At 71.4% G+C, this 25,264-nt stretch carries 13 protein-coding genes; 9 read left to right on the top strand and 4 right to left on the bottom strand.

Annotated elements, in window-relative coordinates:
- The first annotated feature begins 63 nt into the window (after positions 1-63).
- Positions 64-1,062, top strand: coding sequence for a BTAD domain-containing putative transcriptional regulator (locus tag OG329_RS08240; protein ID WP_405793746.1), 999 nt, complete (start codon positions 64-66; stop codon positions 1,060-1,062).
- 65 nt (positions 1,063-1,127) lie between these two features.
- Here the strand turns inward: OG329_RS08240 and OG329_RS08235 are convergent, their stop codons facing one another.
- The 3 genes from OG329_RS08235 to OG329_RS08225 all read right to left on the bottom strand — a co-directional run bounded on the left by OG329_RS08235 (position 1,128) and on the right by OG329_RS08225 (position 4,382).
- Positions 1,128-2,222 (bottom strand): class I SAM-dependent methyltransferase, encoded by a 1,095-nt coding sequence (locus tag OG329_RS08235; protein ID WP_405793745.1) that lies wholly within the window; start codon positions 2,220-2,222, stop codon positions 1,128-1,130.
- Positions 2,223-2,515: 293 nt separating this feature from the next.
- A complete protein-coding gene (locus OG329_RS08230) occupies positions 2,516-3,742 on the bottom strand; it encodes a DegT/DnrJ/EryC1/StrS family aminotransferase (RefSeq protein ID WP_405793743.1) in 1,227 nt (408 codons plus the stop codon).
- A gap of 91 nt (positions 3,743-3,833) precedes the next feature.
- Entirely contained in the window at positions 3,834-4,382 is a 549-nt protein-coding gene (locus tag OG329_RS08225) for a cupin domain-containing protein (protein WP_405793741.1), read from the bottom strand.
- Between the two features lie 487 nt (positions 4,383-4,869).
- On the opposite strand from OG329_RS08225, the gene OG329_RS08220 reads away from it, so the two are divergent.
- Both OG329_RS08220 and OG329_RS08215 read left to right on the top strand, forming a co-directional pair.
- Positions 4,870-6,303: a polyprenyl synthetase family protein gene (locus OG329_RS08220; protein ID WP_405793739.1), complete on the top strand. Its 1,434-nt coding sequence runs from the start codon at positions 4,870-4,872 to the stop codon at positions 6,301-6,303.
- A 111-nt stretch (positions 6,304-6,414) separates the two neighbouring features.
- Positions 6,415-8,025 carry a class I adenylate-forming enzyme family protein gene (locus tag OG329_RS08215; protein WP_405801708.1) on the top strand — a complete coding sequence of 537 codons (1,611 nt, stop codon included), beginning with the start codon at positions 6,415-6,417 and terminating at the stop codon, positions 8,023-8,025.
- Positions 8,026-8,041: 16 nt separating this feature from the next.
- Here OG329_RS08215 and OG329_RS08210 read toward each other — a convergent pair whose 3' ends face one another.
- Entirely contained in the window at positions 8,042-8,398 is a 357-nt protein-coding gene (locus OG329_RS08210; RefSeq protein ID WP_405793737.1) for a DoxX family protein, read from the bottom strand.
- A 438-nt stretch (positions 8,399-8,836) separates the two neighbouring features.
- Here OG329_RS08210 and OG329_RS08205 point away from each other — a divergent pair, with 438 nt between their 5' ends.
- From OG329_RS08205 to OG329_RS08180, 6 genes are all read left to right on the top strand, one after another.
- On the top strand, positions 8,837-9,685 hold the full coding sequence (locus tag OG329_RS08205; RefSeq protein WP_405801707.1) for a sterol desaturase family protein: 849 nt from the start codon (positions 8,837-8,839) through the stop codon (positions 9,683-9,685).
- A gap of 140 nt (positions 9,686-9,825) precedes the next feature.
- Positions 9,826-19,332 (top strand): amino acid adenylation domain-containing protein, encoded by a 9,507-nt coding sequence (locus OG329_RS08200; RefSeq protein ID WP_405793736.1) that lies wholly within the window; start codon positions 9,826-9,828, stop codon positions 19,330-19,332.
- Entirely contained in the window at positions 19,322-21,040 is a 1,719-nt protein-coding gene (locus tag OG329_RS08195) for a phytoene desaturase family protein (RefSeq protein ID WP_405793734.1), read from the top strand. Before OG329_RS08200 ends, OG329_RS08195 begins: the two co-directional genes overlap by 11 nt.
- 86 nt (positions 21,041-21,126) lie before the next feature.
- Positions 21,127-22,794 carry a phytoene desaturase family protein gene (locus tag OG329_RS08190; RefSeq protein WP_405801705.1) on the top strand — a complete coding sequence of 556 codons (1,668 nt, stop codon included), beginning with the start codon at positions 21,127-21,129 and terminating at the stop codon, positions 22,792-22,794.
- Positions 22,791-23,846, top strand: coding sequence for an MDR family NADP-dependent oxidoreductase (locus tag OG329_RS08185; protein ID WP_405793732.1), 1,056 nt, complete (start codon positions 22,791-22,793; stop codon positions 23,844-23,846). Before OG329_RS08190 ends, OG329_RS08185 begins: the two co-directional genes overlap by 4 nt.
- A 124-nt stretch (positions 23,847-23,970) precedes the next feature.
- A complete protein-coding gene (locus OG329_RS08180; RefSeq protein WP_405801703.1) occupies positions 23,971-25,113 on the top strand; it encodes a cytochrome P450 in 1,143 nt (380 codons plus the stop codon).
- Positions 25,114-25,264: the final 151 nt, after the last annotated feature.

Genomic DNA, 25,264 nt, shown 5'->3' with positions numbered 1-25,264 from the left:
GTCCCGGTGGCAGTCGGACAGTGCGTAACACACGCCGTCGCCGAGCAGCGGCCGGGGGGAAGCATGGGGACGGGGAGCACGGACGGCTCGGGCGCGCAGCGCATCACGGAACTCGAGCGTGAGATACAGGAGTTGAAGCGCGCCAACGAAACACTCAAGCAGTACGTGAGCAAGGTGCTCGACCTGGACACCACCTCCCTGCGGCGCCGGCACGACAGCGTCCCGGAGACCGCCGGACAGGGCGGCCCGGAGGCGGCCGGTCCACCGCGCCGTCCCGCGTCGGGCGTCGGGGTGGAGTTCCGGGTGCTCGGCCCGGTCGAGGCCGCCGTCGGCGGCCGGTGGGTGGACCTGGGGGCGCCCAAGCAGCGTGCGGCGCTCGTGCTGCTGGTGAGCCAGGTGGGCCGGCCGGTCTCGGTGGACGCGCTGCTGGAGGCGCTGTGGGACGGCCGGCCGCCGCAGTCGGCGATCACGTCGCTGCACGCGTACATCGCCAATCTGCGACGCGCGTTGGAACCGCACCGGGCGCCGCGCACCCAGGCGACGGTGCTGTGCACGCGCGGGCGCGGCTATCTGCTGAACAGCCGGGTCGTCACGGTCGACGCCCACCGCTTCGGGGAGAGCGCCACCGCCGGCTGGCAGGCGCTGGACCGGGGTGATCCGCAGCGGGCGCTGTACGAGTTCGAGGCCGGCCTGGCGCTGTGGCGCGGTCAGGCGTACGCGGAGGTGGCCGGGGCCCCGCAGGTCGCGCCCGAGGCCGTACGGCTGGAGGAGATGCGCCTGTCGGTGATCGAGGGCCGCTGCGCGACCCTGATCGCGGTGGGCAACCACGAGATGGCGGTGCCCGAACTGGTGGCCTTCACCCAGGCCCACCCGCTGCGCGAGTACGGCTGCGAACTCCTGAGTCTCGCGCTGTACCGGGCGGGCCGCCAGGCCGACGCGCTGTCGGTGCTGCGGGCCCATCAGAAGAAGATGCTGGAGGACCTGGGGATCTCACCGAGCCCCGCGCTCCAGCACCTGGAGTTGGAAATCCTTCGCCAGGCACCGGAGTTGGAGCGCTCCTGACCCTCCCGCCCCGTCGCCTCCCAGCCCCGGCCGATGACCACGGCCGGGGCTGAGCGGCAGGCCGGTCAGCGGGCGAGCACGAGCGTGGTGGGCGACGGGGTGTCCAGGAAGCGGATGTCCTCGAACCCGGCGGCGGTGAGCCACGCGTGGCAGTCCCGGCGCCGCCAGGTGGAGCCGTGCCGGCTCTTGAGCAGCATCTCCCCGGCGAAGGACAGCGCGAACGGCGGGCCGCTGCGGTCGTCGTCGGTGAGGTAGTCGGAGACGACGAGGGTGCCGCCGGGCCGCAGCGCCCTGCGTATCCGGGTGAAGATCGCCTGGTTGTCCTCGGGCCCTTCCTGATGGGCGATGTTGGAGTACATGACGATGTCGTGGTCGTCGTGCCCGAAGTCGACCGTGTGGAAGTCGCCGTCGACATGGTCGACCCGGTCGCCCACGCCCTGTTCGGCCAGCAGCCGCCGGGCGATCGCGTTGATCGGCGCCCAGTCGATCTGGGTGGCGCGGGCGTCGGGGTTGAGCCCGAGCCACAGGGCCGAACAGACCCCCGAACCACCGCCGATGTCGAGGATCGAGACCTTCCCGGCGTCGGCCAGAGCGAGCGCTTCGGCGGCGATGCGCGCCACGGGCAGGGACTGCGCGGCGATGGCCTGGACGAGGTCTTCCCAGTGCGGGTTGTCGGCGACCTCCACCACCGCGTCCGTCAGCGGCCCGCCGGCGCGTACGACGTCGGGCAGCGCGGCCAGCGATCCCAGATGGCCCATCTTCAGTCGGGCGAACCCGGCCAGTGACGCGGGCCGGCCCTCCACGAGAAACGCGGTCGCCTCGGGGGAGTTGCGGTAGTGGCCCCGTACCACCTCGACCAGGCCGAGGGCGACCAGACCGTCCAGCAGCGTCTGCGCGCCGCGCGGTGCGATTCCCGCTCGCTCGGCCAGCGCGGCCGGTGTGTCGGCGCCGTCCTCCAGGTGGTTGAACAGCGCGTACGTCGCCGCCGTGCCCACCACTCCGGTGGCCCAGTAGCCGTTGATGATCCGCATGACCCGGTCGGACCTCGGTCCGTCCTGCGGGCCCAGGGTCAGGTCGGTGTTGATGTCGGTGTCGGTGTCGGTGTCGGTGTCGGTGTCCGGGTCCATGTCGATGTTCGTGTGGATGTCGGTGATGCTCATACGTTCCTCCCTGCGTACGGGCGCGGCGCGGCCTCGGCGGCCGGGCGCTCCCCGTGGTGATGGGCCGTGCCGTCGACCCAGGTGCCCAAGGCCGTCCCGGCGGTGATTCCGGGGCCGGATCCGGCGAGCACGCCGGTGGCGTCCGTGCGTTCGCCAGGGCCTCCTCGACGGCCTCGGGGCAGCGCTTTTCGGATTCGATCTCGTAGATACGGTTGCGTTCCTCGAAGCCCAGGTGGTTCAAGGTCCTCAGGGAGTGAAGACATTTCGCTGCCTTTTGCCTCTGTCTTCCGTATTCAGGGTGTCAATGTCGTACGTCGGGCTTGCCCACTCCTTGGCGTCGGCTTGCCGCCGCCGTCCCCGGGCCGGGCACCGCGCGGGCGCAGGTTGTTCCTCAGCTCGGCGCGCAGCACGTCCACGACGCGTTCGGCCTGGTCCGGGCGGAGTTCGGCGTGCATGGGTATGGCCAGGTTGCGCTGGAAGAGATCCGCCGAGACCGGGCAGCGCTGCGCGGCGTCGTACACCGGCTGGAGATGGCCGGCCCAGGTGCCGTGCCCGCAGCCGACGCCCTGGGCGCGCAGCGCGGCGGCGAGAGCGGCGCGGTCCACCCGCGGGTCGAGGGTCACCAGGTAGGACTGCCAGGCGTGGGTGCGGTCCTCGGGCACGTACGGCACCGTGAGCAGTTCCTCGTCGGCCAGCGACCGCGTGTACGAGGCGGCGATCGCGCTCCGGCGTTCGAGCAGTTCCTCGACCCGTCCGAGCTGCACCTGGAGGATCGCGGCGGCGATGTCGGAGAGCTTGTAGTTGTAGCCGATGTCGGTGAACACGGGGATCGGCAGGCCGACCACCCGCGCCTGGTCGAAGATGCTCCCGATGCCGAAGGACGACCGCAGCCGGGCGTCCGCCCCGATCACCGGGTCGGCGGCGAGCAGCGCCCCGCCCTCACCGCTGGTGGCTCCCTTGCGGCCGTGGAAGGACAGGCAGGCCACCGGCGCCAGCGTGCCCGCCGGGCGGCCCTGGTAGGTGGCGCCGACCGCGCAGGCGGCGTCCTCCACGACGAACAGGCCGTGGCGGTCGGCGACGGCCATCAGTTCGGTGTAGTCGGCGGGCAGCCCGACGGTGTCCACCGCGATGATGCCCACCGTGCGCGGGCCGATGAGATCGGCCACCGCCTGCGGGTCGATGGTGCCGGTGTCGCGGCGTACGTCCGCGAAGACGGGGGTCGCGCCGACGTAGCGCACCGCGTGCGCCGGGGCGGGGAAGGTGTAGTCGGCGACGATCACCTCGTCGCCGGGCTCGACGCCGAGCGCCAGCATGCTCAGATGCAGCGCCGCGCCGCAGTTGCTCAGTGTGACCGCGTCACCGACGCCGTAACGCTGCTTGAGCTGGGCTTCGAGTGCCTTGCCGCGCGGGCCCTGGCCGGCCGGCCAGCCCGAGGCGAACACCTCGGCGACGGCGGCGAGTTCCCGCTCGCCCAGGCTCGCGTGCACGAGCGAGATGCTGTCCGTGGTGGTCACGGTCATCGGAGGTCACCCCTGAGGTCTTCGTCTGTGGTCAGGTCGTCGCGGCCATCACGGCCATCACGGCCATCACGGCCGTCGCGGTCGTCACTGCTCACGCCGCGGACCGCCCGGCCGGGTCCGGGGCGGGCGGGGTGAAGCGGAGCGGGGTGATCTGCTGGACGTCGTAGCGCTCGCGCATCCGCTCCACGGCATCGGAGTCCACCGACCGGCCGGCGGCGAATATCTCGACGATCTCCTCGAAGTACCGCTCGTGGTCCGGCGAGGGTGAGCTCTGGAAGAGCATGCGGGCCGGGGTGTCCGTGGGGTTGCGGAAGGCGTGCGGGCAGCCCGGCGGTACGAACATGCAGCCGCCCGTGACCGCGCGGGCGGCGCGGTCGCCGCCCGGGGACCGCCAGTCGTGCCAGGTGTCCCGCGTCCGCTCGGTGGGCTCGAACGCGAACAGCTCCAACTCGCCGTCCAGGACGTAGAAGAACTCCTGGGAATGGCTGTGGGTGTGCGCGCCGACGTCGAACCCCGGCGGCACGACCACCTCGAACACCGAGAAGGAGGAGCCGTCCGCGGCCGTGACCTTGAAGGTCACGTCCTGGGCTTTCGTGACGAGTTTCCGGCCCTGGCCGGGCGGGACGATGAGACCGCTCATAGGGTGTCGCTCTCTCGGGTGGAATATGGCGCGGACCGGGCGGCGGCGCGGCGGCGGAATTGTGGAGTCGGGGAATCCCGGAACCCCGGGGACGCCGGATGGATCAAGGCGGCGGCGGGCGTTTTCTCGTTACGCCGGGAAATCCGCGCCCCGGTCCGGCACTTGCCGGCCTCCGCGGCGAGAATGCCTGTGGTGACTTGGGGGCCACTGGGTCCGGGATTGGTGCCTGCTTGCCGCCAAGCCGGGGCCAATACGCCGCGTATTCCCCGGCAAGGGGCGGCGTCAAGGATGCGTTTCACGGTCCGCCGATCACGGTAGGGGCGGCCGCGTCCGTACGGAATTCGGAATCCGGCGGGACGACGACACCGTTCGGCATACGAATTCTGTGTGCGCGAGCCGCCCGGGGGGTCGGCGCGTTCCGGTGTCGGCCGGCCCGCCTGAACCGCACATCGTGGATCTCGCTTCCGACCATCCCGAGGGGGAAACCATGCCGTCCGCCCAGAACCGGCAGAACACGGTGCAGGCGATCGCGGGCCGCAGCGATCTCGTCCTCGTCGTCGGCCCGGCCGACTCCACCGATTCACCGGACCTCTTGGCGACCGCCCGGTCCGCCGGCACCGAGGTACGGCTCCTGCCTGACCCGGACCTGCTCGACTCCAGTTGGCTGGAGGGCGTACGGACGGTGGGCCTCACGGCGGGCGCGAGCGTGCCCGGGGCGCTGGTGGAACGCGTACTGCGCCAACTGGCGCGACTGGGCTTCCAGGACGTGGAGACGGACATGACGGACATGACGGACGTGGCGGACTTGACGCGCGTGACGGAGGCGACCGGGCCGCCGGGAACGGGGGCCGGTGTGACGACGGTCGTGGCGCGCGGCGGCGTCGATGAGGGGATCGAGGAGTCCTGCGGCAAGCTGCTGGACCGGGTCGACCGGCGGATCGAGGAACTGCTGAGTGCCGAACAGGCGCGCTGGAGTGCCGTGGACGCCCGCGTCGCGGTACCGGTCAAGGCCGTCGCGGAACTGCTCGCGTCGGGAGGCAAGCGGCTGCGTCCCCTGTTCTGCGTCACCGGCTATCTGGCGGCCGGCGCCGCCGCGGACGAGGACATGGTCGTCGACGCGGCGGCGGCCCTCGAACTGCTGCAAGCCTTCGCCCTCATCCACGACGACGTCATGGACAACTCGCCCACCCGGCGCGGCGCCCCGGCCGTCCACGCCGCGTACGCGGACCTCCACGCGCGGCGCGCCTGGGCGGGGGAGTCCCGCCGGTACGGGGAGGGCGTCGCCATCCTCGCCGGGGATCTGGCGATCAGCTACGCGAACCGGCTCGCGGGCCGGCTGACCGGCGCGGCGGCCCAGGTGTGGCACGAGCTGGTCACGGAGATGGTCATCGGCCAGCACCTGGACATCGCCCTGGCCGCCGAGGTGGATCCGGACCCGGAGCTGGCCCGCTGGGTCGCCGTCTGCAAGTCCGGCCGCTACACCATCCACCGCCCCCTGGCTCTCGGCGCGGCCATCGCCGGACGGCCGGGGCTGCACGGGGTGTTCGAGGCGTACGGGGTCGCGGCAGGCGAGGCGTTCCAGTTACGGGACGACCTGCTGGACGCGTTCGGAGACGCGACGGTGACCGGCAAGCCGACCGGCCTGGATCTCAGCGAGCACAAGATGACCCTGCTGATCGCACTGGCCGCGGCCAAGGACCCGAGGGTCGCGCGGATGGTCGACGACAGCCGCCACGCCGACTGGGACCCGGCCGCGCTCCGCGCCGCCCTGCACGCCTCCGGAGTGCGCGCGGATGTCGAGGAGCGGATCGACACCCTGGTCGCCGACGCCCGCGCGGCTCTGGCGGACGCGGGCCTGCCGCACCGCTGGCGACGGCGCCTGGTGGAACTGGCCGACATGGTCGCCTACCGCGACCACTGACGCCGTATCCGCACCGCCGTATCCGCACCGCCGCAACCGCACCGCCGTATCCGTACCACCGCTCGGCCGGACGCACAGGGAGATCTTGTGGGAAGCACGTTGCTGGACAAGCTGAGTCACCGGCCGAACCGGGGGTCGGCCCGCCCCTCGGGCCGTACGTCGGGCCGTACGTCGATACACAAGCACGGCCTGTATCTCGGAGTCGTACCGGAGCGAGCCGCACGCGTCCACGGCGCCCTGCCGCTCGTCCTCGACCACGACCTCGACGTCCTGCCCGAGGCCGGCCGCCGACTGACGGTCCGTCAACTCGTGCGCCACGTCGCGGACATCGCCAACCGGTTCGCCGCCGCCGGGGTGCGCCCCGGCGCCCATGTGGTGATCTGCAAGGCGCCCAACTTCGACCTCTGGCTGCTGGCGACGGCGGTGGAGCGTATCGGCGCGGTGCCGGTCATGCTCTCGCAGCACCTGGACTCCGAGGCCGTCGCGGCGCTGCTGGCCAAGCTGGAGCGACCGCACCTGGTCACCGACGGCCCCAAGCTCCGCTCGCTGACCGAGGACGGGGTGGGTCTCGCGGAGCTGACCCGGGGCGTGATCGGTGTGGGCGACGCCGGTCCGGACGCGGTCGCGCTCGCCGGACTCGACGGCACGGCGGCGGTACGGCCGGTCCTGCGCGGACTGGACGAGCCGGCCATGATCACCCACACCTCGGGCACCACCGGACTGCCCAAGCTGGTCGTGCACACGCCGCGTACGATGCGCTCCCGGCTGCGCCCGCAGTTGTTCCTGCTGGGGCTGATGAGGAAGCGGGGGACCGTCGCGATCCATATCCCCTTCGGTCACTCCCGGACGTTCGCGGCGATGTCGCTCTGCCTCCTGAAAGGGATGCCGACGCTGCTGGTGAAGGACGGCACCCCGGACGCGGTCGCCGGCTTCTTCGCCGAGCGCCGCCCCTGGCTGATCGAGGCGCTGCCCAACTCCTTCCTGGCGTGGGAGGAGTTGGCCGACGACGCGCGCCGGCCGTTCGCGTCGGTGAAGTACTTCAGCAGCACCTTCGACGCGATCCACCCGAGGACGGTGCGCCGTCTGCTGCACGCCTCCGGCCGGCGGGCGCAGTTCTTCCAGATCTACGGGCAGAGCGAGGTCGGCCCCGCGGCCGGCCGGCCGTACTACCGCCGCTTCGCCCACCGGATGGACGGCCGCTGCGTCGGCTACGCGTTGCCGGGCAGCGCCCGGGTCCGGCTGGTGAGCCGGGACGGCGGACGGCCCTCGCGGCACAACCCCGGCTTCATCGAGGTCCGTTGGGACGGGCTGGCGAAGACGTACCACGGTGAGCGGGAGCGCTACGACGCCAACGTCCATGACGGCTGGTGGCGTACGGGGGACGTCGGCTACCGCTCCTCGTTCGGCTGCCTGCACCTGCTCGACCGCGAATTCGACGCGATCCCCGGGGTGGGCAGCAACCTCGAGATCGAGGACATCCTCCTGGACGAGCTGGCGGAGCTGGCCGAGATCGTCGTGGTGCCGGGCCCCGGCTCCGACGCGGTCCCCGTCGTCTGCACCCACCGTGACGAGCCGCTGGACCCGGACCGCTGGCGCGCCGCCACGGCCGCGTACCCGCGGCTTTCGGACCCCGTCCAGATCCCGCTGGCCGAACTGCCGCGCACCGCCACGCTGAAGACCCGCCGGGTCGAACTCTCCCGCCGCCTGGCGGCCGGTCTGTAGGGCGGTCTCCAGGGCGTCACGCCGCGCCGTGGTGGGCCAGCCCCACGGCGAGAGTGGCCACCGCGGTGACCAGGAACACGATCCCGCCCACGATGTCGCGCGAGCCCACCCGCAGATGGGCGATGATCGCGCCGATGAAGTACAGCACGAGGCCACAGGCGGCGATGGTCCCCAGCACCGGCACGGCGAACCCGGCCAGCAGCCCCGCGGTGCCCAGCGCCAGCAACACGCCCAGGACCGGCACGTACTTCCGGGGGATGCCTTTTATGTCGGCCTGGGTCTTGGGGTATTCGTGGCCGATCAGATAGATGACGGCGGCGCCGCCGTTGAAGACCGCGCCGATGACGGTGACCGTGACGAAGGCGATGAACACGTTCTCTCCGATCTGTGTCGATCGACCGCCGGGTGTGCGCCGGCGGTCGAAACGCCCGGCAGCCGCCGCCGGGCAACACCACGACGACGACAGTGCTGTCGGGGGTCGGGAATGATTCCCGTGCGCTGTCGATCGTACGTGCCGTCCCGGCGCTCCGGCAGCGCTCACGCGGCAAGTAAGAATTAAAAGAATACTAGTAACTCACATCGGCGACATCTATCGGTCGAGGGTTGAAGTCCTTGAAAGAGGAAATCAATCAACCGAGCTCACAACAGTCCAGGTGTGGACGGATCCGCCCCGTCCGACCTGCGTGTGTCCCCCACGGTCCGCATCTCTACGGAGGTGTCGCGAGTGCACGAAGACGAATTCCCCATCGATCGCGTTATTCATCCGGCGTGTATACCCGACAGGGAATCAGCCGCTGAATTCCGCCACACGATTCTCCGTCTCGCCGCCTATCCGCTGCTCCTGCTGGCCACTTTCCTGGTGGCGGCCGGCGCGCTCGTATTCCACTGGGATCCCGCCCGGGTCAGTCCGCTCTTCCTGGTCGGCGTCCTGCTCTACCTCACCGTTCTGGAGAGGCTGATTCCGTACGAGCGCGACTGGCATCCCAGCCGGGCCGAATGGCGCTGGTACGGCGTCTACTTCCTGCTGACGATGGCCGGCAGCGCCCTGGCGCAGCTTCTGGTGACCACCGCCGTCGGGAGGCTGTCGCCGGCCGAACCGGCGCTCCCGCTCGGTGCGGAGATCCCGGCCGCCCTGCTGGGCGGATCGCTCGCCAGCTATCTCGTCCACCGGCTGGGGCACTCCAACCCGCTGCTGTGGCGGCTGCACGGAGTGCACCACGTCCCGCCGAAGGTCAACGTCGCCAACAACGGCGTGAACCACGTCCTCGACATCGTTCTCGCGCAGGGGATCGTCCAACTCGCCCTGGCCTGCGCCGGGTTCTCCCGTGAGTCCGTCCTGGCCGCGGGGCTGTTCGTGGCCGCCCAGGGCTACTTCGTACACGCCAACATCGATGTGCGGATCGGGCCTCTCAACCATCTGCTGGCCAGCCCGGAACAGCACCGTCTGCACCACAGCACGGATCTGTCGGAAGCCGGGCACTACGGCTCCGATCTGTCCTGCTGGGACCACCTCTTCGGAAGCTTCACCTGGCGGCCGGGCCGTGCGCCCGTCTCGGTGGGGCTCAGTGATCCCGGTTCGTTCCCCAGGACCGGCGAGATCGTCGCGAGCCTGCTCCATCCCGTGCGCCGCGCGAGGCGGCCGGGGAGCCCAACCGCCTGAACCGGGCCCCGAGCGAAACCGCCTGGACCCGGGCCCCAAGTGCCCTGCCCCCGGCTGCCCCTTGGGCTCCGACGGCCCCGCACCGCCGACCTTCGTCGCTGCCTCGTGGCAGCGAGCTACCACTTGAGGAGTGTGCGATCTTGGCTGGCGCGAACAACGACGCTTCCACTGGCAGAGTCGCGATCATCGGTATCGGCTGCCGCCTGCCCGGCGGAGCCTCCGATCACCGGGCCTTCTGGCGGAATCTGCTCGACGGCAAGGACTGCGTCACGCCCACCCCGGCGGACCGCTACGACGTCCGCACACTCGGCAGCCGCCACCGGGACAAACCCGGCCGGCTGACGGGCGGCCGGGGCGGATACATCGACGGATTCGACGAGTTCGAGCCGGCCTTCTTCGGGATCAGCCCCCGCGAGGCCGACTCCATGGACCCGCAGCAGCGCAAGCTGCTGGAGGTGGCCTGGGAGGCGCTGGAGGACGGCGGCCGGCGCCCCGCCGACCTGGTGGGCAGCAACACCGCTGTCTACGTGGGCGCGTTCACGCTCGACTACAAGATCCTTCAGTTCGCCGACCTGAGTTTCGAGACGCTCGGCACCCATACGGCGACCGGCACGATGATGACGATGGTGTCGAACCGGATCTCGCACTGCTTCGACTTCCGCGGCCCCAGCCTGTCCATCGACACCGCGTGCAGCTCGTCCCTGGTGGCCGTCCATCTGGCGTGCCAGAGCCTGCGCCGGGGCGAGAGCGATCTCGCGCTCGCGGGCGGCGTCCTGCTGCACATGGCCCCGCAGTACACCATCGCCGAGACCAAGGGCGGATTCCTGTCGCCCGGCGGACACTCCCGTACCTTCGACGCGCGGGCCGACGGCTATGTGCGCGCCGAGGGGGTCGGGCTGGTCGCGCTCAAGCGGCTTCAGGACGCGCTGGCGGACGGCGACCCGATCCACGCGGTGATCGTCGGCAGCGGCGTCAACCAGGACGGCCGCACCAGCGGCATCACCGTCCCCAGCGGGGACGCCCAGGTCTCCCTCGTACGACAGGTGTGCGCCGAGGCGGGCATCACCCCCGGCGACCTCCAGTACATGGAGGCGCACGGCACCTCGACACCGGTGGGCGACCCGATCGAGGCCAACGCCCTGGCGCGCGCGCTCGCCATCGGGCGCGCGCCGGGCGCCCCGTGCTACGTCGGATCGGTGAAGGCCAACATCGGGCACACGGAGTCGGCCGCCGGGATCGCCGGACTGATCAAGACCGCGCTCGCGCTCGAACACCGCCGGATCCCGCCCCACATCAACCTCGAACGGATCAACCCCGCCATCGGCCTCGCCGGCGCGCCGTACGAGATCCCCACCCGCGTCACCGACTGGCCCGCGCACGAGGGTCCCGCCCGAGCCGGGGTCAACTCCTTCGGCTTCGGCGGCACCAACGCCCATGTCGTCATGGAGGAACCCCCGGCCCGGTCGGTACGCCTCCCGCGCGGCGCGCCCCCGGCCCGTCCGCGCCCCACCCGCACACCGGCGCCGGCCTGGAGCATCCTCCCGCTGACCGCGCGTCACCCCGACGCGCTCGCGGAGGTCGCGCAGGGCATCCGCAGCGAGCTGGCGGGGGACGACGGACCGGCCGCCGCCGTCGCCGACCTCGGACACACCCTCGCGCACCGCCGCCAGCATCTGGAGTCACGGCTGGCCGTCGTGTACCGCACCGGCGACGGCGCACGGGACTGCCTCGACGCGTCACTCGCCGCCCATCTGCGCGGCGAGCCCCACCCCCGGGTGATCCAGGGCCGCCAACTGGACGCCCCGGAGCGGCGGTTGGTCTGGGTCTTCACGGGTATGGGCCCGCAGTGGTGGGGGATGGGCCGGGGGCTGCTCGCCGCCGAACCGGTGTTCCGCGACGCGATCACCGCGTGCGACCGCGAGATCCGCGAGATCGCCGACTGGTCGCTGCTGGAGGAGATGGCCGCGGACGAGGACCGCTCGCGGATGGCGGAGACCTGGCTCGCGCAGCCCGCCAACTTCGCCGTACAGATCGCACTGGCCGCCCTGTGGCGTTCGTACGGAGTGCGCCCGGACGCGATCGTGGGGCACAGCACCGGCGAGATCGCCGCGTTCTACGAGGCCGGTGTCTACTCCCTCAAGGACGCCGTCGCCGTCGCCGTCCACCGCAGCCGTCTCCAGCACACCCTGACCGGCACCGGGACCATGCTCGCCGTCGCGCTGCCCGAGGAGGAGGCCGAGCGCCGGGTGCGGCCCTACGGGGACCTGATCTCCGTGGCCGCCGTCAACAGCCCCACCTCGCTCACCCTGGCCGGGAACGAGGAGGCGCTGGCCGCGCTCGCCGACGAGCTGCGGGCGGAGCAGGTCTTCGCCAAGTTCCTCGCGGTAGGCGTGCCGTACCACAGCGCCGCGATGGATCACATCAAGGACGAACTGCTGACCTCACTGGCCGGCCTCGCGCCCCGCCCGGCCCGTCTGCCGCTCCACCTCACAGGTCAGGAAGGTGTCGCGGGGGACACCGAACTGGACGCCGGATACTGGTGGAAGAACGTCCGCGACCGGGTGCGCTTCCGTGCCGCCGTGGACCGCCTCGCCGACGACGGCCACCGCCTCTTCCTGGAGATCGGCCCGCACCCGGTGCTCGGACACGCGATCCGCGAATGCCTTCAGAGCACCGGACACACGGCCGTCACGGTCCCGTCCGTGCGCCGCGACGAGGACGAGCCCGAGCGGATCGCCATGTCTCTGGCGACCCTGCACACCCTGGGCACCGACATCGCGTGGGACGTGCTCCAGCCCAGTGGCCGGACGGTCGCGCTGCCCCGCTATCCCTGGCGGCGCGACCGCTACTGGACGGAGCCGCGCCCCGTCGCGCAGATCAGACTCGGCCAGGTCGACCACCCGTTACTCGGCCGCAGGACCGACCACACCGAACCGACCTGGCAGTCGAGACTGGACACCGAGCGACTGCCGTACCTGGCCGACCACCGCATCCAGGACACCGTGGTGTTCCCCGCCGCCGGATATCTGGAGATGGCCGCCCAGGCCGTACGGGTGCTCACCGGCGGTACCACGGCCGTGCTGGCCGACATCGACCTGCGCAAGGCGCTCTTTCTCCCCCCGGACGAGGCACGGACGGTCAATCTGTCGCTGTCCCTGGAGAACGGGGACTTCACCATCGCGTCCGTCACGGGCGCCGACGCCGAGCGCGCGGTGCACGCCAGCGGCGTCGTACGCACCGTGCAGCGCCGCTTCACCGGCCCCGCGCTGGACAGCGCCACGATCAAGGACCGCAGCACCCGACGGCTCGGCGGTGCGCAGTGCTACGCCGGGCTGGCCGCCCTGGGCTATCACTACGGGCCCGCGTTCCAGGCCGTCGAGGAGGTCTGGATCGGCACCGGCGAGGTCCTGGCGCGGATCGGCGCGCCCGCGGCGATCGGTGACGACGCGGCCCGCCACCACATCCACCCCGTGCTCCTCGACGCCTGCTTCCAGACCCTGCTGACGCCGATGATCGTGGCGCCGGACCCGGCGTCCCCCGACGCGCCACCGCCGGGGGGCGGCATCCGACTGCCGCTGTCGCTGGCCGAGATGAGCCTCGCGCCGGTCGGCGGCCAACCCCTGTGGGTGCACGGCACGGTCTCCCACGACGACGGGAACGAACTGGTCGGCGATCTCGCCCTGTACGCCGAGGACGGGACGGCCCTCGGCCGGCTGCGCGGCTTCCGCGCGGCCGACGTCGCGAAGGCGTCCGCGTCCGTCTCCCTGAGCACCGTCGACTCCTGGCTCGCCGAGCCCGCCTGGATCGACCGACCCCCGGCGGCGTCCGAGGAGGACACGCGCGGGGACGGCGTCACCGGCCCCCGCGACTGGCTGGTCCTCGCGGACGACAGCGGCGTGGGGGACGCCTTCGCGGAGCTGGTGACCGCGCGGGGCGACCGCTGCCGCACGGTGCGCGCGGGCGCAACCTACGAACGGGGCGCGCGGGGAGGGGAGTTCACCGTCATACCGGACTCCGCCGACCACCTGGAACGGCTTTTCGCCGATCTGGACGAGGACGGCACGCCCGGCACAAGCTACGACCCCACCGTCGTCCATCTGTGGAACCTGAACGTGCCGGACCTCGCCGTCTGCGCGCGCACCGACCTGGCACAGGCAGTCGGCACCGGTACGTACTCCGTCGTCGCGCTCGCCCGGACCCTCCTCGGCCGACGCGGCACCGGCGGACTGCATGTCGTCACACGCGGCGCGCAGCCCGTCTCCCCCGGCGAGGGCGCCGAACCACTGGCCGCACCCGTCTGGGGCGTCACACGCGTGCTCCGGCACCAGGAACTGACCGGCCACCGGGGCAAGTTGGTCGACCTCGACCCTGCCCGCGAGCCGGACGCGGACGGCGTCCGCGCGGACGCCGAAGCCCTGCTGCGCGAGTTCCTGTGCGACGACGAGGAGGAGATCGCCCTGCGCGGGGAGCGCCGCGCGACGAGCCGTCTGCTCCCCGCCGGGGGACTGACCGGACCGCTGCCGCTACGGCTGCGCGCGGACGGCGGCTATCTGGTGACCGGCGCCTTCGGGGCGCTGGGCCGGCTCCTGTGCCGCACCCTCGCCAAGCGCGGCGCCCGCCGGATCATCCTGATGGGACGCACCCCCGTCCCGGCCCGCGACCGGTGGGCGGCCACCGACCCCGCCACCGACCGGGGCAGGGCCGTGGCCCTGATGAGGGAGCTGGAGGCGCTGGGCACCCAACCGGTCCTGGCCCGCGTCGACATCACCGACGAGGAGGCGCTGACCACCTGGCTCGGCGAGCAGCGCCGCAGCGGCGCACCTCCCCTGCGGGGGGTGTTCCATCTGGCGGGCCAGGTACGGGACACGCTGCTCGCCGACATGGACCGGCCGACCTTCGACGCGGTGAACGACCCGAAGACCGTGGGCGCGTATCTCCTGGACAAGCACCTGAGTGACGAGCCGCTGGAGCACTTCGTTCTCTTCGCCTCGGTCGCCTCGCTGCTGACGACGGCGGGACAGACCAACTACGCGGCGGGCAACGCGTTCCTGGACGCGCTGGCCCACCGGCGCCGCGCGCGCGGACTGCCCGCGCTGAGTCTGGACTGGGGGCCCTGGGCGACGGGAATGATCGAGGAGCTGGGTCTGGTCGACCACTACCTCCACAGCCGGGGAATGAGTTCCCTGACCCCGAACGCCGGGATGAGTGTGCTGGAGCGCGTCCTGGGGCAGGACCGGGCCCAGTTGCTCGTGGCCACGGTCGCCGACTGGCCCACCTTCCTGTCCTGGTACGACACCCCGCCCCCGCTCGTCGCCGAACTGGCCGCCGCCGCAAGAGAGCGGGCCGCGGGAGGCACCGGGGGAGCGGGCGAGGAGGGCGACGGCTTCCTCGACGCGTTCCGCGCCGCCGACGAGACACAGCGCCGCTGCCTGGTGACCGAACGGTTCACCGAACTGACCGCCACCGTCCTGCGTACACCGGCCACCGACATCGACGTGTCGACCGGGCTCGGCGCGCTCGGGCTCGACTCGCTGCTCGCCATGGAACTGCGCGCCAAGGTGCAGGCCAAGCTCGGTGTCGCGCTGCCCGTGGTCGCCCTGCTGAGCGGCACCCCCGTCAGCGAGCTGACCTCTCATGTCTACGACGGTCTGGTCGAACGGGTCGCCGCCGACGCCTCGGGCGGCGGCGCGGGCTCGCAGGTGGAGGTCTTCACCGACGAGCGCAGCCACCCACTGACCCAGAACCAGAAAGCGCTGTGGTTCCTCAAGCAGCTCAACCCCGAGGGGTACGCGTACAACATCGGCGGCGCCGTGGAGGTCAGGGCCGCCCTCGACCCGGAGCTGATGTTCGACGCCGTACGCGCGATCGTCGCGCGCCATCCCGCGCTGCGCACCACCTTCCATCTTCAGGACGGCCGGCCGGTGCAGCGCACGACGTCCGGGGCGGAGCCCGACCTCGCGCTGTTCGACGTACGGGGCCAGGAGTGGGCCGACATCGAGCGGACGATCATCGCGGAGTACCGCAGACCCTACGACCTCGAACGTGACGCGCTGGTCCGGTTCCGGCTGTTCAGACGGGCCCCGGACCGGTGGATCATCATGAAGGCCGTCCACCACATCGTCTCGGACGCGATCTCCACGTTCACGTTCATCGAGGAACTCCTCGCCGTGTACGAGACGCTGAAGCGGGGCGGGCAGCCCGCGCTGCCCCCGGTGGGCGCCCGCTACCTCGACTTCCTCAATCAGCAGAACCAGTTCCTGGCCGGGCCCGAGGCCGGCCGCATGCTCGACTACTGGCGCTCCCACCTGCCCGCCGAAGTCCCGCTCCTCGACCTGCCGGTCGACGCGCCCCGTCCCGCCGTGCAGACCCACAACGGCGCCTCGGAGTTCTTCATCCTCGACGCCGAACTCAGCGGCCGGGTACACGCGTTGGCGCGGGAACACCGCGTGACGCCGTTCATGGTCCTGCTGAGCGCCTACTACCTCCTGCTGCACCGCTACTCCGGGCAGGACCATGTCGTCGTCGGCAGCCCGGTGACCGGCCGCACCCAGCAGGAATTCGCCTCCGTGTACGGCTACTTCGTCAACCCGCTGCCCCTGCACGCCGATCTGTCCGGCGGCCCGGCGGTCGCGGAGCTGCTGGACCAGGTCCGCAGGACCGTACTGAACGGACTGGACAACCAGGAGTACCCGTTCGTCCTGCTGGTGGAGGAGCTGGGGCTCCAGCACGACCCCAGCCGCTCGGCGGTGTTCCAGGCGATGTTCATCCTGCTCACCCACAAGGTGGCCACCGAGCAGTACGGCTACCGGCTTCAGTACATCGAACTCCCGGAGGAGGAGGGCCAGTTCGACATCACCATGTCCGTGTACGAGGAGGAGGCCGAGGGCCGCTTCCACTGCGTCCTGAAGTACAACACCGACCTCTTCCGGCCGGCGACGGTGCGCCGGATGGCCTCGCACTACGTCAATCTGCTCGACAGCATGACGAGGGCGCCGTCCGACCTGCCCACGCCGCGACTGAACATGCTCGCGGCGGGGGAGCGCGAGAAGCTGATCACCGAGTGGAGCGGCGCTTCGGACCTGCCCGACCCCGCCGTACCGCAGCCGGTGCGCCCGGTCCACCGTCTGATCGCCGACACCGCCGCCGCGCACCCCGACGCCGTCGCCGTCGTCGTCCCGTCCCCCCGGGGCGGCGAGACGAGGCTGACGTACGGCGAACTCGACGCACGCGCCGACGCCAGAGCCCGGCGCCTGCGCCAACTGGGCGTCACGGCGGGCTCGGTCGTCGGTCTCTGCCTCGACAAGACACCGGAACTGATCGTCACCCTGCTCGCCGTTCTCAAGGCGGGCGGCGCCTACCTGCCGGTCCACCCCGATCAGCCCGCCGACCGGGTCGGCCAGGTCCTCGGCGACGCCGGAGCCGCCCTGTTCATCGTCGACGACACCCGCGCCGGGTGGGCCGACGGGTTACCGGCCACCGTCCTGACCCTCGACACCCTGCGTACGACGGAGCGCGAGGAGCCGGCGCCGCAGAAGGACACGCAGAAGGACACGCGGAAGGACACGGAGGAGGACACGGACCTGGACTCCGCCGCGTACGTCATCAACACCTCCGGCTCCACCGGCCGCCCGAAGGCCGTACGGGTCAGCCACCGCGCCCTCGCCGCCGCGTACGACGCCTGGCTGCGGACGTACCGGCTCCGGACGGACGCGCGCGTCCATCTCCAGATGGCCGAGCCCTCCTTCGACGTGTTCACCGGCGATCTGGTACGCGCCCTGTGCTCGGGCGGCACCCTGGTGCTGGCCGACCGGGACCTGGTCTTCGACACGGCACGACTGCACCGCACGATGCGGGCGCAGCGGGTCGACTGCGCGGAGTTCGTCCCGGCGGTCGTGCGCGCGCTGATGGACCACTGCGCACGCGACGGCGAACGGCTCGACTTCATGCGCCTGGTGATCGTCGGCTCGGACGCGTGGAAGGTCGCGGAGTACCGGCGGCTGCGGGACCTGTGCGGCCCCGGCACCCGCGTGATCAACTCGTACGGCGTCACCGAGGCGACCATCGACAGCGCCTGCTTCGAAGACACCGCCGACGACCTGGAACCGGGGCAGATGGTGCCCATCGGACGCCCCCTGCCGGGCAGCACGCTCCATATCCTCGACGCGCACGGCGAACCGGTGCCCCCCGGCGTGCCCGGCGAGCTGTGGATCGGCGGCGCGGCTCTGGCCCTCGGTTACGCCGGAGACCCGGAGCAGACCGCGCGGCGCTTCACGCACCGCACCCTGAGCCGGGAACCGGGCGCCGCACCCGTACGCCTCTACCGCACCGGAGACGTGGCGCGCTGGGACACCCACGGCCGGGTCCATCTCCTCGGGCGCAGCGACCACCAGGTCAAACTGCGCGGCCACCGAATCGAGATCGGGGAGATCGAGTCGCGGCTGGCCGGGTGGCCCGGTCTGGCGCGGGCGGTGGTGGCCGTCCGGGCGGACGCCGCCGGAGAGCCCACCCTGTGCGCCTACTGCGTCGCCGAGCCCGGCGCGACGCTGGACCGGCGCGCCCTGCGCCGCCATCTCGCCGGCGCCCTGCCGTCGTACATGGTGCCCTCCCACATCGCCGAGCTGCCCGAACTGCCGCTCACCGCCCATGGAAAGCTCGACGTCGCCACACTGCCCGTGCCGCACCACGACGACCGGCAGCAGTCCCACGAACCCCCGGTCACCCTCTACGAAGTCGCCATGGCCCGGCACTGGCAGGCGCTGCTCGGGACGCGGCGGGCCGGGCTCGGGGACGACTTCTTCGAATGCGGCGGCAGCTCGATCAAGCTGATCGAACTCCTCCACCATCTGCGGACCGAGTTCGGCGTCGCCGTCCCCGTCAGCAGGCTCTACCAGGTCACGACCCTGCACGGGATGGCCGCGGCCGTCGAGGACCTGGTCAACAGCACGACCGCCGACGAACTGCCCTATCTGACCTTCAATCCCGGACCGGGCAGCCCCGTCTTCTGCTTCCCCCCGGCGGGCGGCCACAGCCTCGTCTACCGCGGCTTCGCGGCCCAGCTCCCGCAGTACCGGATCATCGCCTTCAACTATGTGCCGGGCGAGGAGAAGGTCGCCCGCTACGCGGACCTCGTGGAGGCCGCCGAACCCGACGGCGCCTGCCGTCTCCTCGGCTACTCCCTCGGCGGCAACCTCGCCTTCGAGGTCGCGAAGGAGCTGGAATCGCGCGGCCGCCGGGTCACCCATGTCGTGGTGCTCGACTCGCACCGCCTCATGGCGGCGTACGAACCGGGCGAGGACGGCATCACCACCTTCGAGGAGGAGCTGGGCCGCCATCTGTACAAACACACCGGATCGGAGATCGTCACCCACACCGTGCTCGAACACGCCGCCGACTACCTGCGGTTCTGCGGCCGGACCCCCAACACCGGCACGGTCGCCGCGGCGGTCGGTGTCGTGACCGACGAGGAGAAGGCCGCCGCGCACGGCGTCGGCGCCCCCGGCACCTGGCACGGCAGCTCCACCGGCGGGACGCGCGTGCTGCGCGGCTCCGGCACCCACGCCGACATGCTCGATCCCGCGCATCTGCCCCGTAACGCGGAGCTGGTGCGGGCCCTGCTGACGGGCGAGGCGGACGACCATGCCGGATAAGCGGACGGGTCCGGACCAGCGGACCGGGCTGTACGACACGGAGCCCGACTGGACCCGCCGGGAGACGGCGCCCGGCGCCCCGCCCCGGGTCATCGTCATCGGCGCGGGCGTGGCCGGACTCTCCACCGGCTGCTACGCCCAGATGAGCGGGATGCGCACCCGTGTCTTCGAGAAACACGTGCTGCCCGGCGGCTGTTGCACCGCCTGGTCGCGCGACGGCTATCTCTTCGACTACTGCATCGAGTGGCTGATCGGCACGGCGGCCGGCAACGACGCCAACCAGGTCTGGCGTGAACTGGGCGCGCTCGACGGCAAGACGATCACCAACTTCGAGCTGTTCAACACGGTCGTCGACGAGAGCGGCCGGTCGGTGACGTTCTACAACGATCCGGCCCGACTGGAGGAACACCTCCTCACGATCTCACCGGCCGACGCCCACCTGATCCGCTCCTTCTGCCGCGACCTGCGGCGCTTCGCGGCCATCGACCTCTACCCGTTCCTGACCGCGCCCGCGCTGCGGACCGTACGCGAGAGGGCGGCGACGCTGCGCACCGTACTGCCCGCGTTCCGCCTCTTCTGGCGCACCGCCGCCACACCGATGCACGCCTTCGCCGACCGGTTCGAGGACCCGCTGCTGCGCCGGGCGTTCCGCAACATCTTCTTCCAGGACCCCGAAGGCTTCCCGCTGCTCCCGTATCTCTACAACATGGCCTGCGCCTACCACGGCAACGCGGGCTTCCCCCAAGGAGGTTCACTCGGTCTCGCCCGGTCGATCGAGGAGCGGTACACCTCCCTCGGCGGTACGGTGACCTACCGCGCCCGCACCGAGAAGGTCCTGGTCGAAGACGGCCGGGCGGTCGGGATCCAACTGCGCGACGGCAGACAGTTCTACGCGGACCATGTCGTCTCGGCCTGCGACGGACACACCACGATCCACGGCCTGCTGGGCGGCCGGTACACCGGCCCCAGGATCGACAAGCTCTACGACGAACTGCTCGAACGCCCCGGCACCCTCTTCCCCGCCGTGGTCTCCGCCTTCGTCGGCATCCGGGGCGAACTCCCCGCCCAGGAAGCCCACAGCACCACCTATCTGCTGTCGGAGGCGGAAGGGCGCCAACTGCCCGGCTCGCTCCAGAACAGCCTGGTGGTGCAGTTGCGCTCCCGCTACAGCGACGGTTTCGCCCCGCCCGGCAAGTCGGTCGTCCACTGCACGTACTTCAGCGACTTCACGTACTGGCGGTCGCTGCGCCTGAGCGACCGCAGGGAGTACCGGGCACGTAAGCGCGAGGTCGCCGAGTTCGTACGGCGCTTCCTGGAGCGGATCTGGCCGGGCACGGACGAGCGCATCGATCTGGTGGACGTGGCCTCGCCGGCGACGACCCGCCGCTACACCGGGAACCACAACGGTTCGATCCTGGCCTGGAAGGCGTTCTCCGATGCCGACGACGTGGCGGCGGCCCTGGTCGGCAAGGACCGGATGCGGCTGCCCGGACTCGGCGGATTCTCCATGGCCGGTCAGTGGGTCGGGATGGGCGGTCTGATCCGGGCCGCGTCCACCGGCCGTTTCGCCGTCCAGTACCTGTGCGACGAGCTGGGCGTGCCCTTCCGCGCCTGGGAGAGCACCGGAACGGAGCCCTGGCACAGCGGCAGGCTGGGCCGTCTTCCCCAGCTCGACCGGTGGAACTCACGCGAGGACACCGGAGCGTGACGAGGCGGGAGCGTGTGACCACAGAGGAGAGCGAGTTCATGGCACGTCCGGCTGATCCCGCGGGCTCGGCGCGCGGCAGGGAAACCATGATCATCATCGGTGCGGGGCTCGGTGGTCTCTCCACCGGCTGCTACGCGCAGATGAACGGCTACCGCACCCAGGTGCTGGAGATGCACGAGATCCCCGGCGGCTGCTGCACCGCCTGGAAACGCGGGGACTTCACCCTGGACGCGTGCGTCAGTTGGATGCTCGGCAGCGGCCCCGGCAACGAGATGCACCAGATCTGGCTGGAGCTGGGCGCGCTCCAGGGCAAGGAGGTCCGCCACTTCGACGTGTTCAACATCGTGCGGGGACGGGACGGCCGGGCCGTCTACTTCTACTCCGACCCGGACCGGCTCGAGGCCCACCTCACCGAACTCTCGCCCGCCGACGCGAAGCGGATCAAGGGGTTCTGCCGCCAACTGCGCGCCTTTCGCAAGGCGTTGGCCGTCTATCCGTTCCTCAAACCGGTCGGGCTGATGGGACGGGCGGAGCGCTGGCGCATGCTGGCGTCCTTCGTCCCGTACTTCAACGCCGTCCGCAGCACCATCTCGGTGCTCATGTCCGACTACGCGGCGCGGTTCGAAGACCCGTTGCTGCGCGAGGCGTTCAACTTCGTCCTGTACGAGAAGCACCCGGCGTTCCCCGTGCTGCCGACGCACTTCCAGCTCGCCTCGCACGCCAACCTCTCCGCCGGAGTGCCCGAGGGCGGCTCGCTCGGTCTCGCGGAGTCGATCGAGAGCCGCTACCGCCGGCTCGGCGGCCGGGTCACGTACAACACCAAGGTCGACGAGGTGCTGGTCGAGAACGACCGGGCGGTCGGCGTACGGCTCAGCGACGGGCGTGAACTGCGGGCGGACATCGTCGTGTCGGCCTGCGACGGACCCACCACCATGATGAAACTCCTCGGCGGCCGCTACCTCAACGACGCCTACCGGCGCCTCTACACCCGCACCATCGAGGAGCCGGGCATGGTGTTCCCCGGCTACTTCACCCTCTTCCTCGGGCTGAAACGGCCGTTCCCCGAGGGCGAGCCGTGCACGACCTATCTGCTGGACGACGAGCAGGCGGCGGAGTTGACCGGCATCCGCCACCAGAGCATCAACGTCCAGTTCCGCAGTTGCCACTACCCGGAGCTGTCCCCGCGCGGGACGACCGTCGTCTACGCCACGTACTTCTGCGACATCGCGCCCTGGCGGGCGCTGGACGAAGGCCCCGAGCAGATCACCCGCGCCCGCGGCGGCCAGGAGCTGCACACCCTTCCGGTGCGCCACGGGCGCGGCTACTACGCGGCCAAACGCCGGGCGCGTATCGCCCTCGTGCGCTTCCTGGAGGAGCGCTACCCCGGTATCGAGGACGCCATCGCGGTGCGCGACGTCTCCAGCCCGCTCACCCAGGTCCGCTACACCGGCAACTACGACGGCACGGTGCTGGGGTGGCAGCCGTTCGTGGAGAGCGGGGAGACGCTGGAGGAGCTGATCAAGAAGCACGGTCCCGGGCTGCCGGGGCTGGCGAACTTCTACCAGTCCGGCGTCTGGGCGACCACCGGCGGGCTGATCCGCGCCGCCGCGGCCGGCCGCCATGTCATGCAGTTCGTCTGCCGGGACGACGGCAGAGCGTTCACCGCGTCCGTCGACGAGTCCGCGCCGCCGCCGACCCATCTCGTCATCCCGGTCGGCGCGCGCCCCGCCGCCCCGGAGAAAGGGCCGAAGTGAAGATCAAGAAGTGGGTGGTCCGCGAGCACGTCGAGGGCACTCCCGACGTCGAACGGGTCTACGAGAAGGTGGTCGAGGACCTACAGGTCGACCTCGCACCCGACGAGATGCTGCTGAAGACGCTGTACGTGTCAGTCGACCCCTACCTCCAGGGCATCGCGCTGGACACCCCGCTCGGCGACCACATGGGCGCCGACTCGATCATGCGGGTGCTGGACGCCGGCCCGCGCGCCGCCCACCAACCGGGCGACCTGGTACAGGGTTTCGGCGGCTGGCGGTCCCATGTCGTCGCCAACGGCGCCCAGACGCTGTGGCAGACGGGGACCTTCCCGATGGTGTTCCCGGCCTACCGCAGACTCGATCCACGGTGGTACGACGACGCGCTGCCCCTGGCGTCCGCGCTCAGCTCCATGGGCGGCCCCGGTATGACGGCCTGGGGCACGCTCACCACCTTCCTCACGGCGGGACCGGGGGACACCCTCGTGATCAGCGGCGCCTCCGGCGCGGTGGGGACACTGGTCGGCCAGCTCGCCTCGCTCGCCGGAGCCCGCGTGGTCGGCACGACATCGAGCCCGCGCAAGGCGGACTATCTGCGCCGGCTGGGCTTCGACGCGGTCGTCCTCTACCGGCACGGCGACAGCGCCTCGAGCGTCCGCGACGCGCTGGCGCGGGCCGCCCCCGGCGGTGTCGACCGCTACTTCGACAATCTGGGCGGCGCCGTGACGGACGCGGTCTTCGCCATGCTCAACGTCGGCAGCCAGGTCGCGGTGTGCTGGCAGTGGGCGACCCAGGTGGGGCGTGACGCGGTGGGGCCCCGGCTCCTGCCGTACCTCATGTTCCCGCGCACCACCGTCCGCGGGATCTTCTCCCTGGAGTGGTTCACCGAGGAGAACTGGCAGGCGCTCCATACCGAGTTGGGCGGCCGGGTCCGGCGCGGCGAGGTCGTCTGCGACCACACGCTGCATCACGGCTTCGACAACATCCCGGCCGCGTACGGGAGCCTCTACCACGACCGCGCGGCCAACCTCGGCAAGGTGCTGGTCGAGCTGTGAGGGCCGCGCCCCGTACTCCGCTGCCGCACGTAGCACCGCCCCGAAGGAACAGCCAGGAGGAATCGTGTCCGCCGCCCGCGCCGACAGCGCAGTCCCCGAGCCACCGCCGGCCCCGCTCCACCGCATGGAGTTCGACGTCCCCGGCCCGCCGTGCCCCACCACCCTGCCCGACGGCTCTCCCGCCTGGCTGGTGAGCCGGTACGCCGACGTACGCCAGGTCCTCAGCGACAGTTGGATCGGCCGCGCCGAGCTGTACGCGGCCGACGGACCGCCCATGTCGGAGACGCCGGGGCTGGTCAACGACCCCGACCTGATGTTCAACCAGGACGGCCCCGGCCATCTGCGGCTGCGCCGCACCATGCGCCGGGCGTTCACCCCGAGAGCCGTGGCCCGGTGGGAGCCCTGGATCGTGTCGATCGTGACGGAGCTGCTGGACGGGCTGGCCCGCCGCCGGGGGACGGTGGACATCGTCGCCGAGTTCACCCGCCCGCTGCCGGTGGCCGTGATCAGCAGACTCATGGGACTCGACGCGTCCGCGCGCGAGCGGATGCGGCACTGGAGCAAACACGCCTTCTCGGACGGCACCGGCTCCGCCGCCGAAGTGGAGACGGCCCTGGCGGAGTTCTCCGCGTTCGGCGCCGAGCTGCTGGCGGCGCGCCGCCGCGCGCCCGGGGACGACCTGGTCAGCAGTCTGGTCACCGCCGCCGACGACGAGGGCGGTATTCCCGAGCCCCAACTGGTCAGCCTGGTCTGCGGGTTGGTGGTCGGCGGCCATGACAGCACCATGACGATGCTCGGCAATTCGCTGCTCTACCTGCTGGGCGACCGACCGGAGTGCTGGGCGCGCGTCGCGTCCTCGGAGGCGGCGGCGGGCGCGCTCGCCGACCGGCTGTTCCACCTGGTTCCGCTGGGCGACGACCGGGGAAGCATCCGGCGCGCCTCGCGGGACGTCGAGGTGGGTGGCGTGGTGATCCCGTCCGGCGCGGTGATCGTCGCCGACTGCGGCATGGCCAACCGCGACCCGGCGGTCTTCCGGACCCGCCAGGACGCCGACCTGTTCGCACCGCTGGAGGCCGCCACCCTGTCGTTCGGCGCCGGACCGCACTACTGCCTGGGCGCGTGGCTGGCCCGGCTCGAACTGACCCTGGCCCTCCACCACTTGGCGGCCCGCTTCCCCCGCCTGCGCCTCGCGGAACCCCCCGAGAACGTCGTCTGGCGCCTGGGCACCACCTCCCGCAGCCCGGCCCGCCTCCCGGTGACCTGGTAGCGACCGGTTCGGATTCCATGCGGACATCTGAACGAAGAACCGTCACTGCTGGCCACGTACCCCGCCCGCGTAAGGGCATTCACGTCCTTTCGTGTGATGACAGGGGAAGTCGCCAGGAGGGAGGGTAATTCGGCGTACCTACAGGAGGGTT

The sequence above is a fragment of the Streptomyces sp. NBC_01506 genome, from assembly GCF_045040295.1.
In the GTDB taxonomy this organism is placed as follows: Bacteria; Actinomycetota; Actinomycetes; order Streptomycetales; family Streptomycetaceae; genus Streptomyces.
Note: the sequence above shows the minus strand (reverse complement) of the source record. Positions and strands in the feature narration are given on the sequence as shown.

Excerpts from the sequence above, each read along its gene's own strand:
- OG329_RS08240 (WP_405793746.1), top strand. The coding sequence starts at position 64 with ATGGGGACGGGGAGCACGGACGGCTCGGGCGCGCAGCGCATCACGGAA.
- OG329_RS08235 (WP_405793745.1), bottom strand. The coding sequence starts at position 2,222 with ATGAGCATCACCGACATCCACACGAACATCGACATGGACCCGGACACC.
- OG329_RS08230 (WP_405793743.1), bottom strand. The coding sequence starts at position 3,742 with ATGACCGTGACCACCACGGACAGCATCTCGCTCGTGCACGCGAGCCTG.
- OG329_RS08225 (WP_405793741.1), bottom strand. The coding sequence starts at position 4,382 with ATGAGCGGTCTCATCGTCCCGCCCGGCCAGGGCCGGAAACTCGTCACG.
- OG329_RS08220 (WP_405793739.1), top strand. The coding sequence starts at position 4,870 with ATGCCGTCCGCCCAGAACCGGCAGAACACGGTGCAGGCGATCGCGGGC.
- OG329_RS08195 (WP_405793734.1), top strand. The coding sequence starts at position 19,322 with ATGCCGGATAAGCGGACGGGTCCGGACCAGCGGACCGGGCTGTACGAC.
- OG329_RS08190 (WP_405801705.1), top strand. The coding sequence starts at position 21,127 with ATGATCATCATCGGTGCGGGGCTCGGTGGTCTCTCCACCGGCTGCTAC.
- OG329_RS08180 (WP_405801703.1), top strand. The coding sequence starts at position 23,971 with ATGGAGTTCGACGTCCCCGGCCCGCCGTGCCCCACCACCCTGCCCGAC.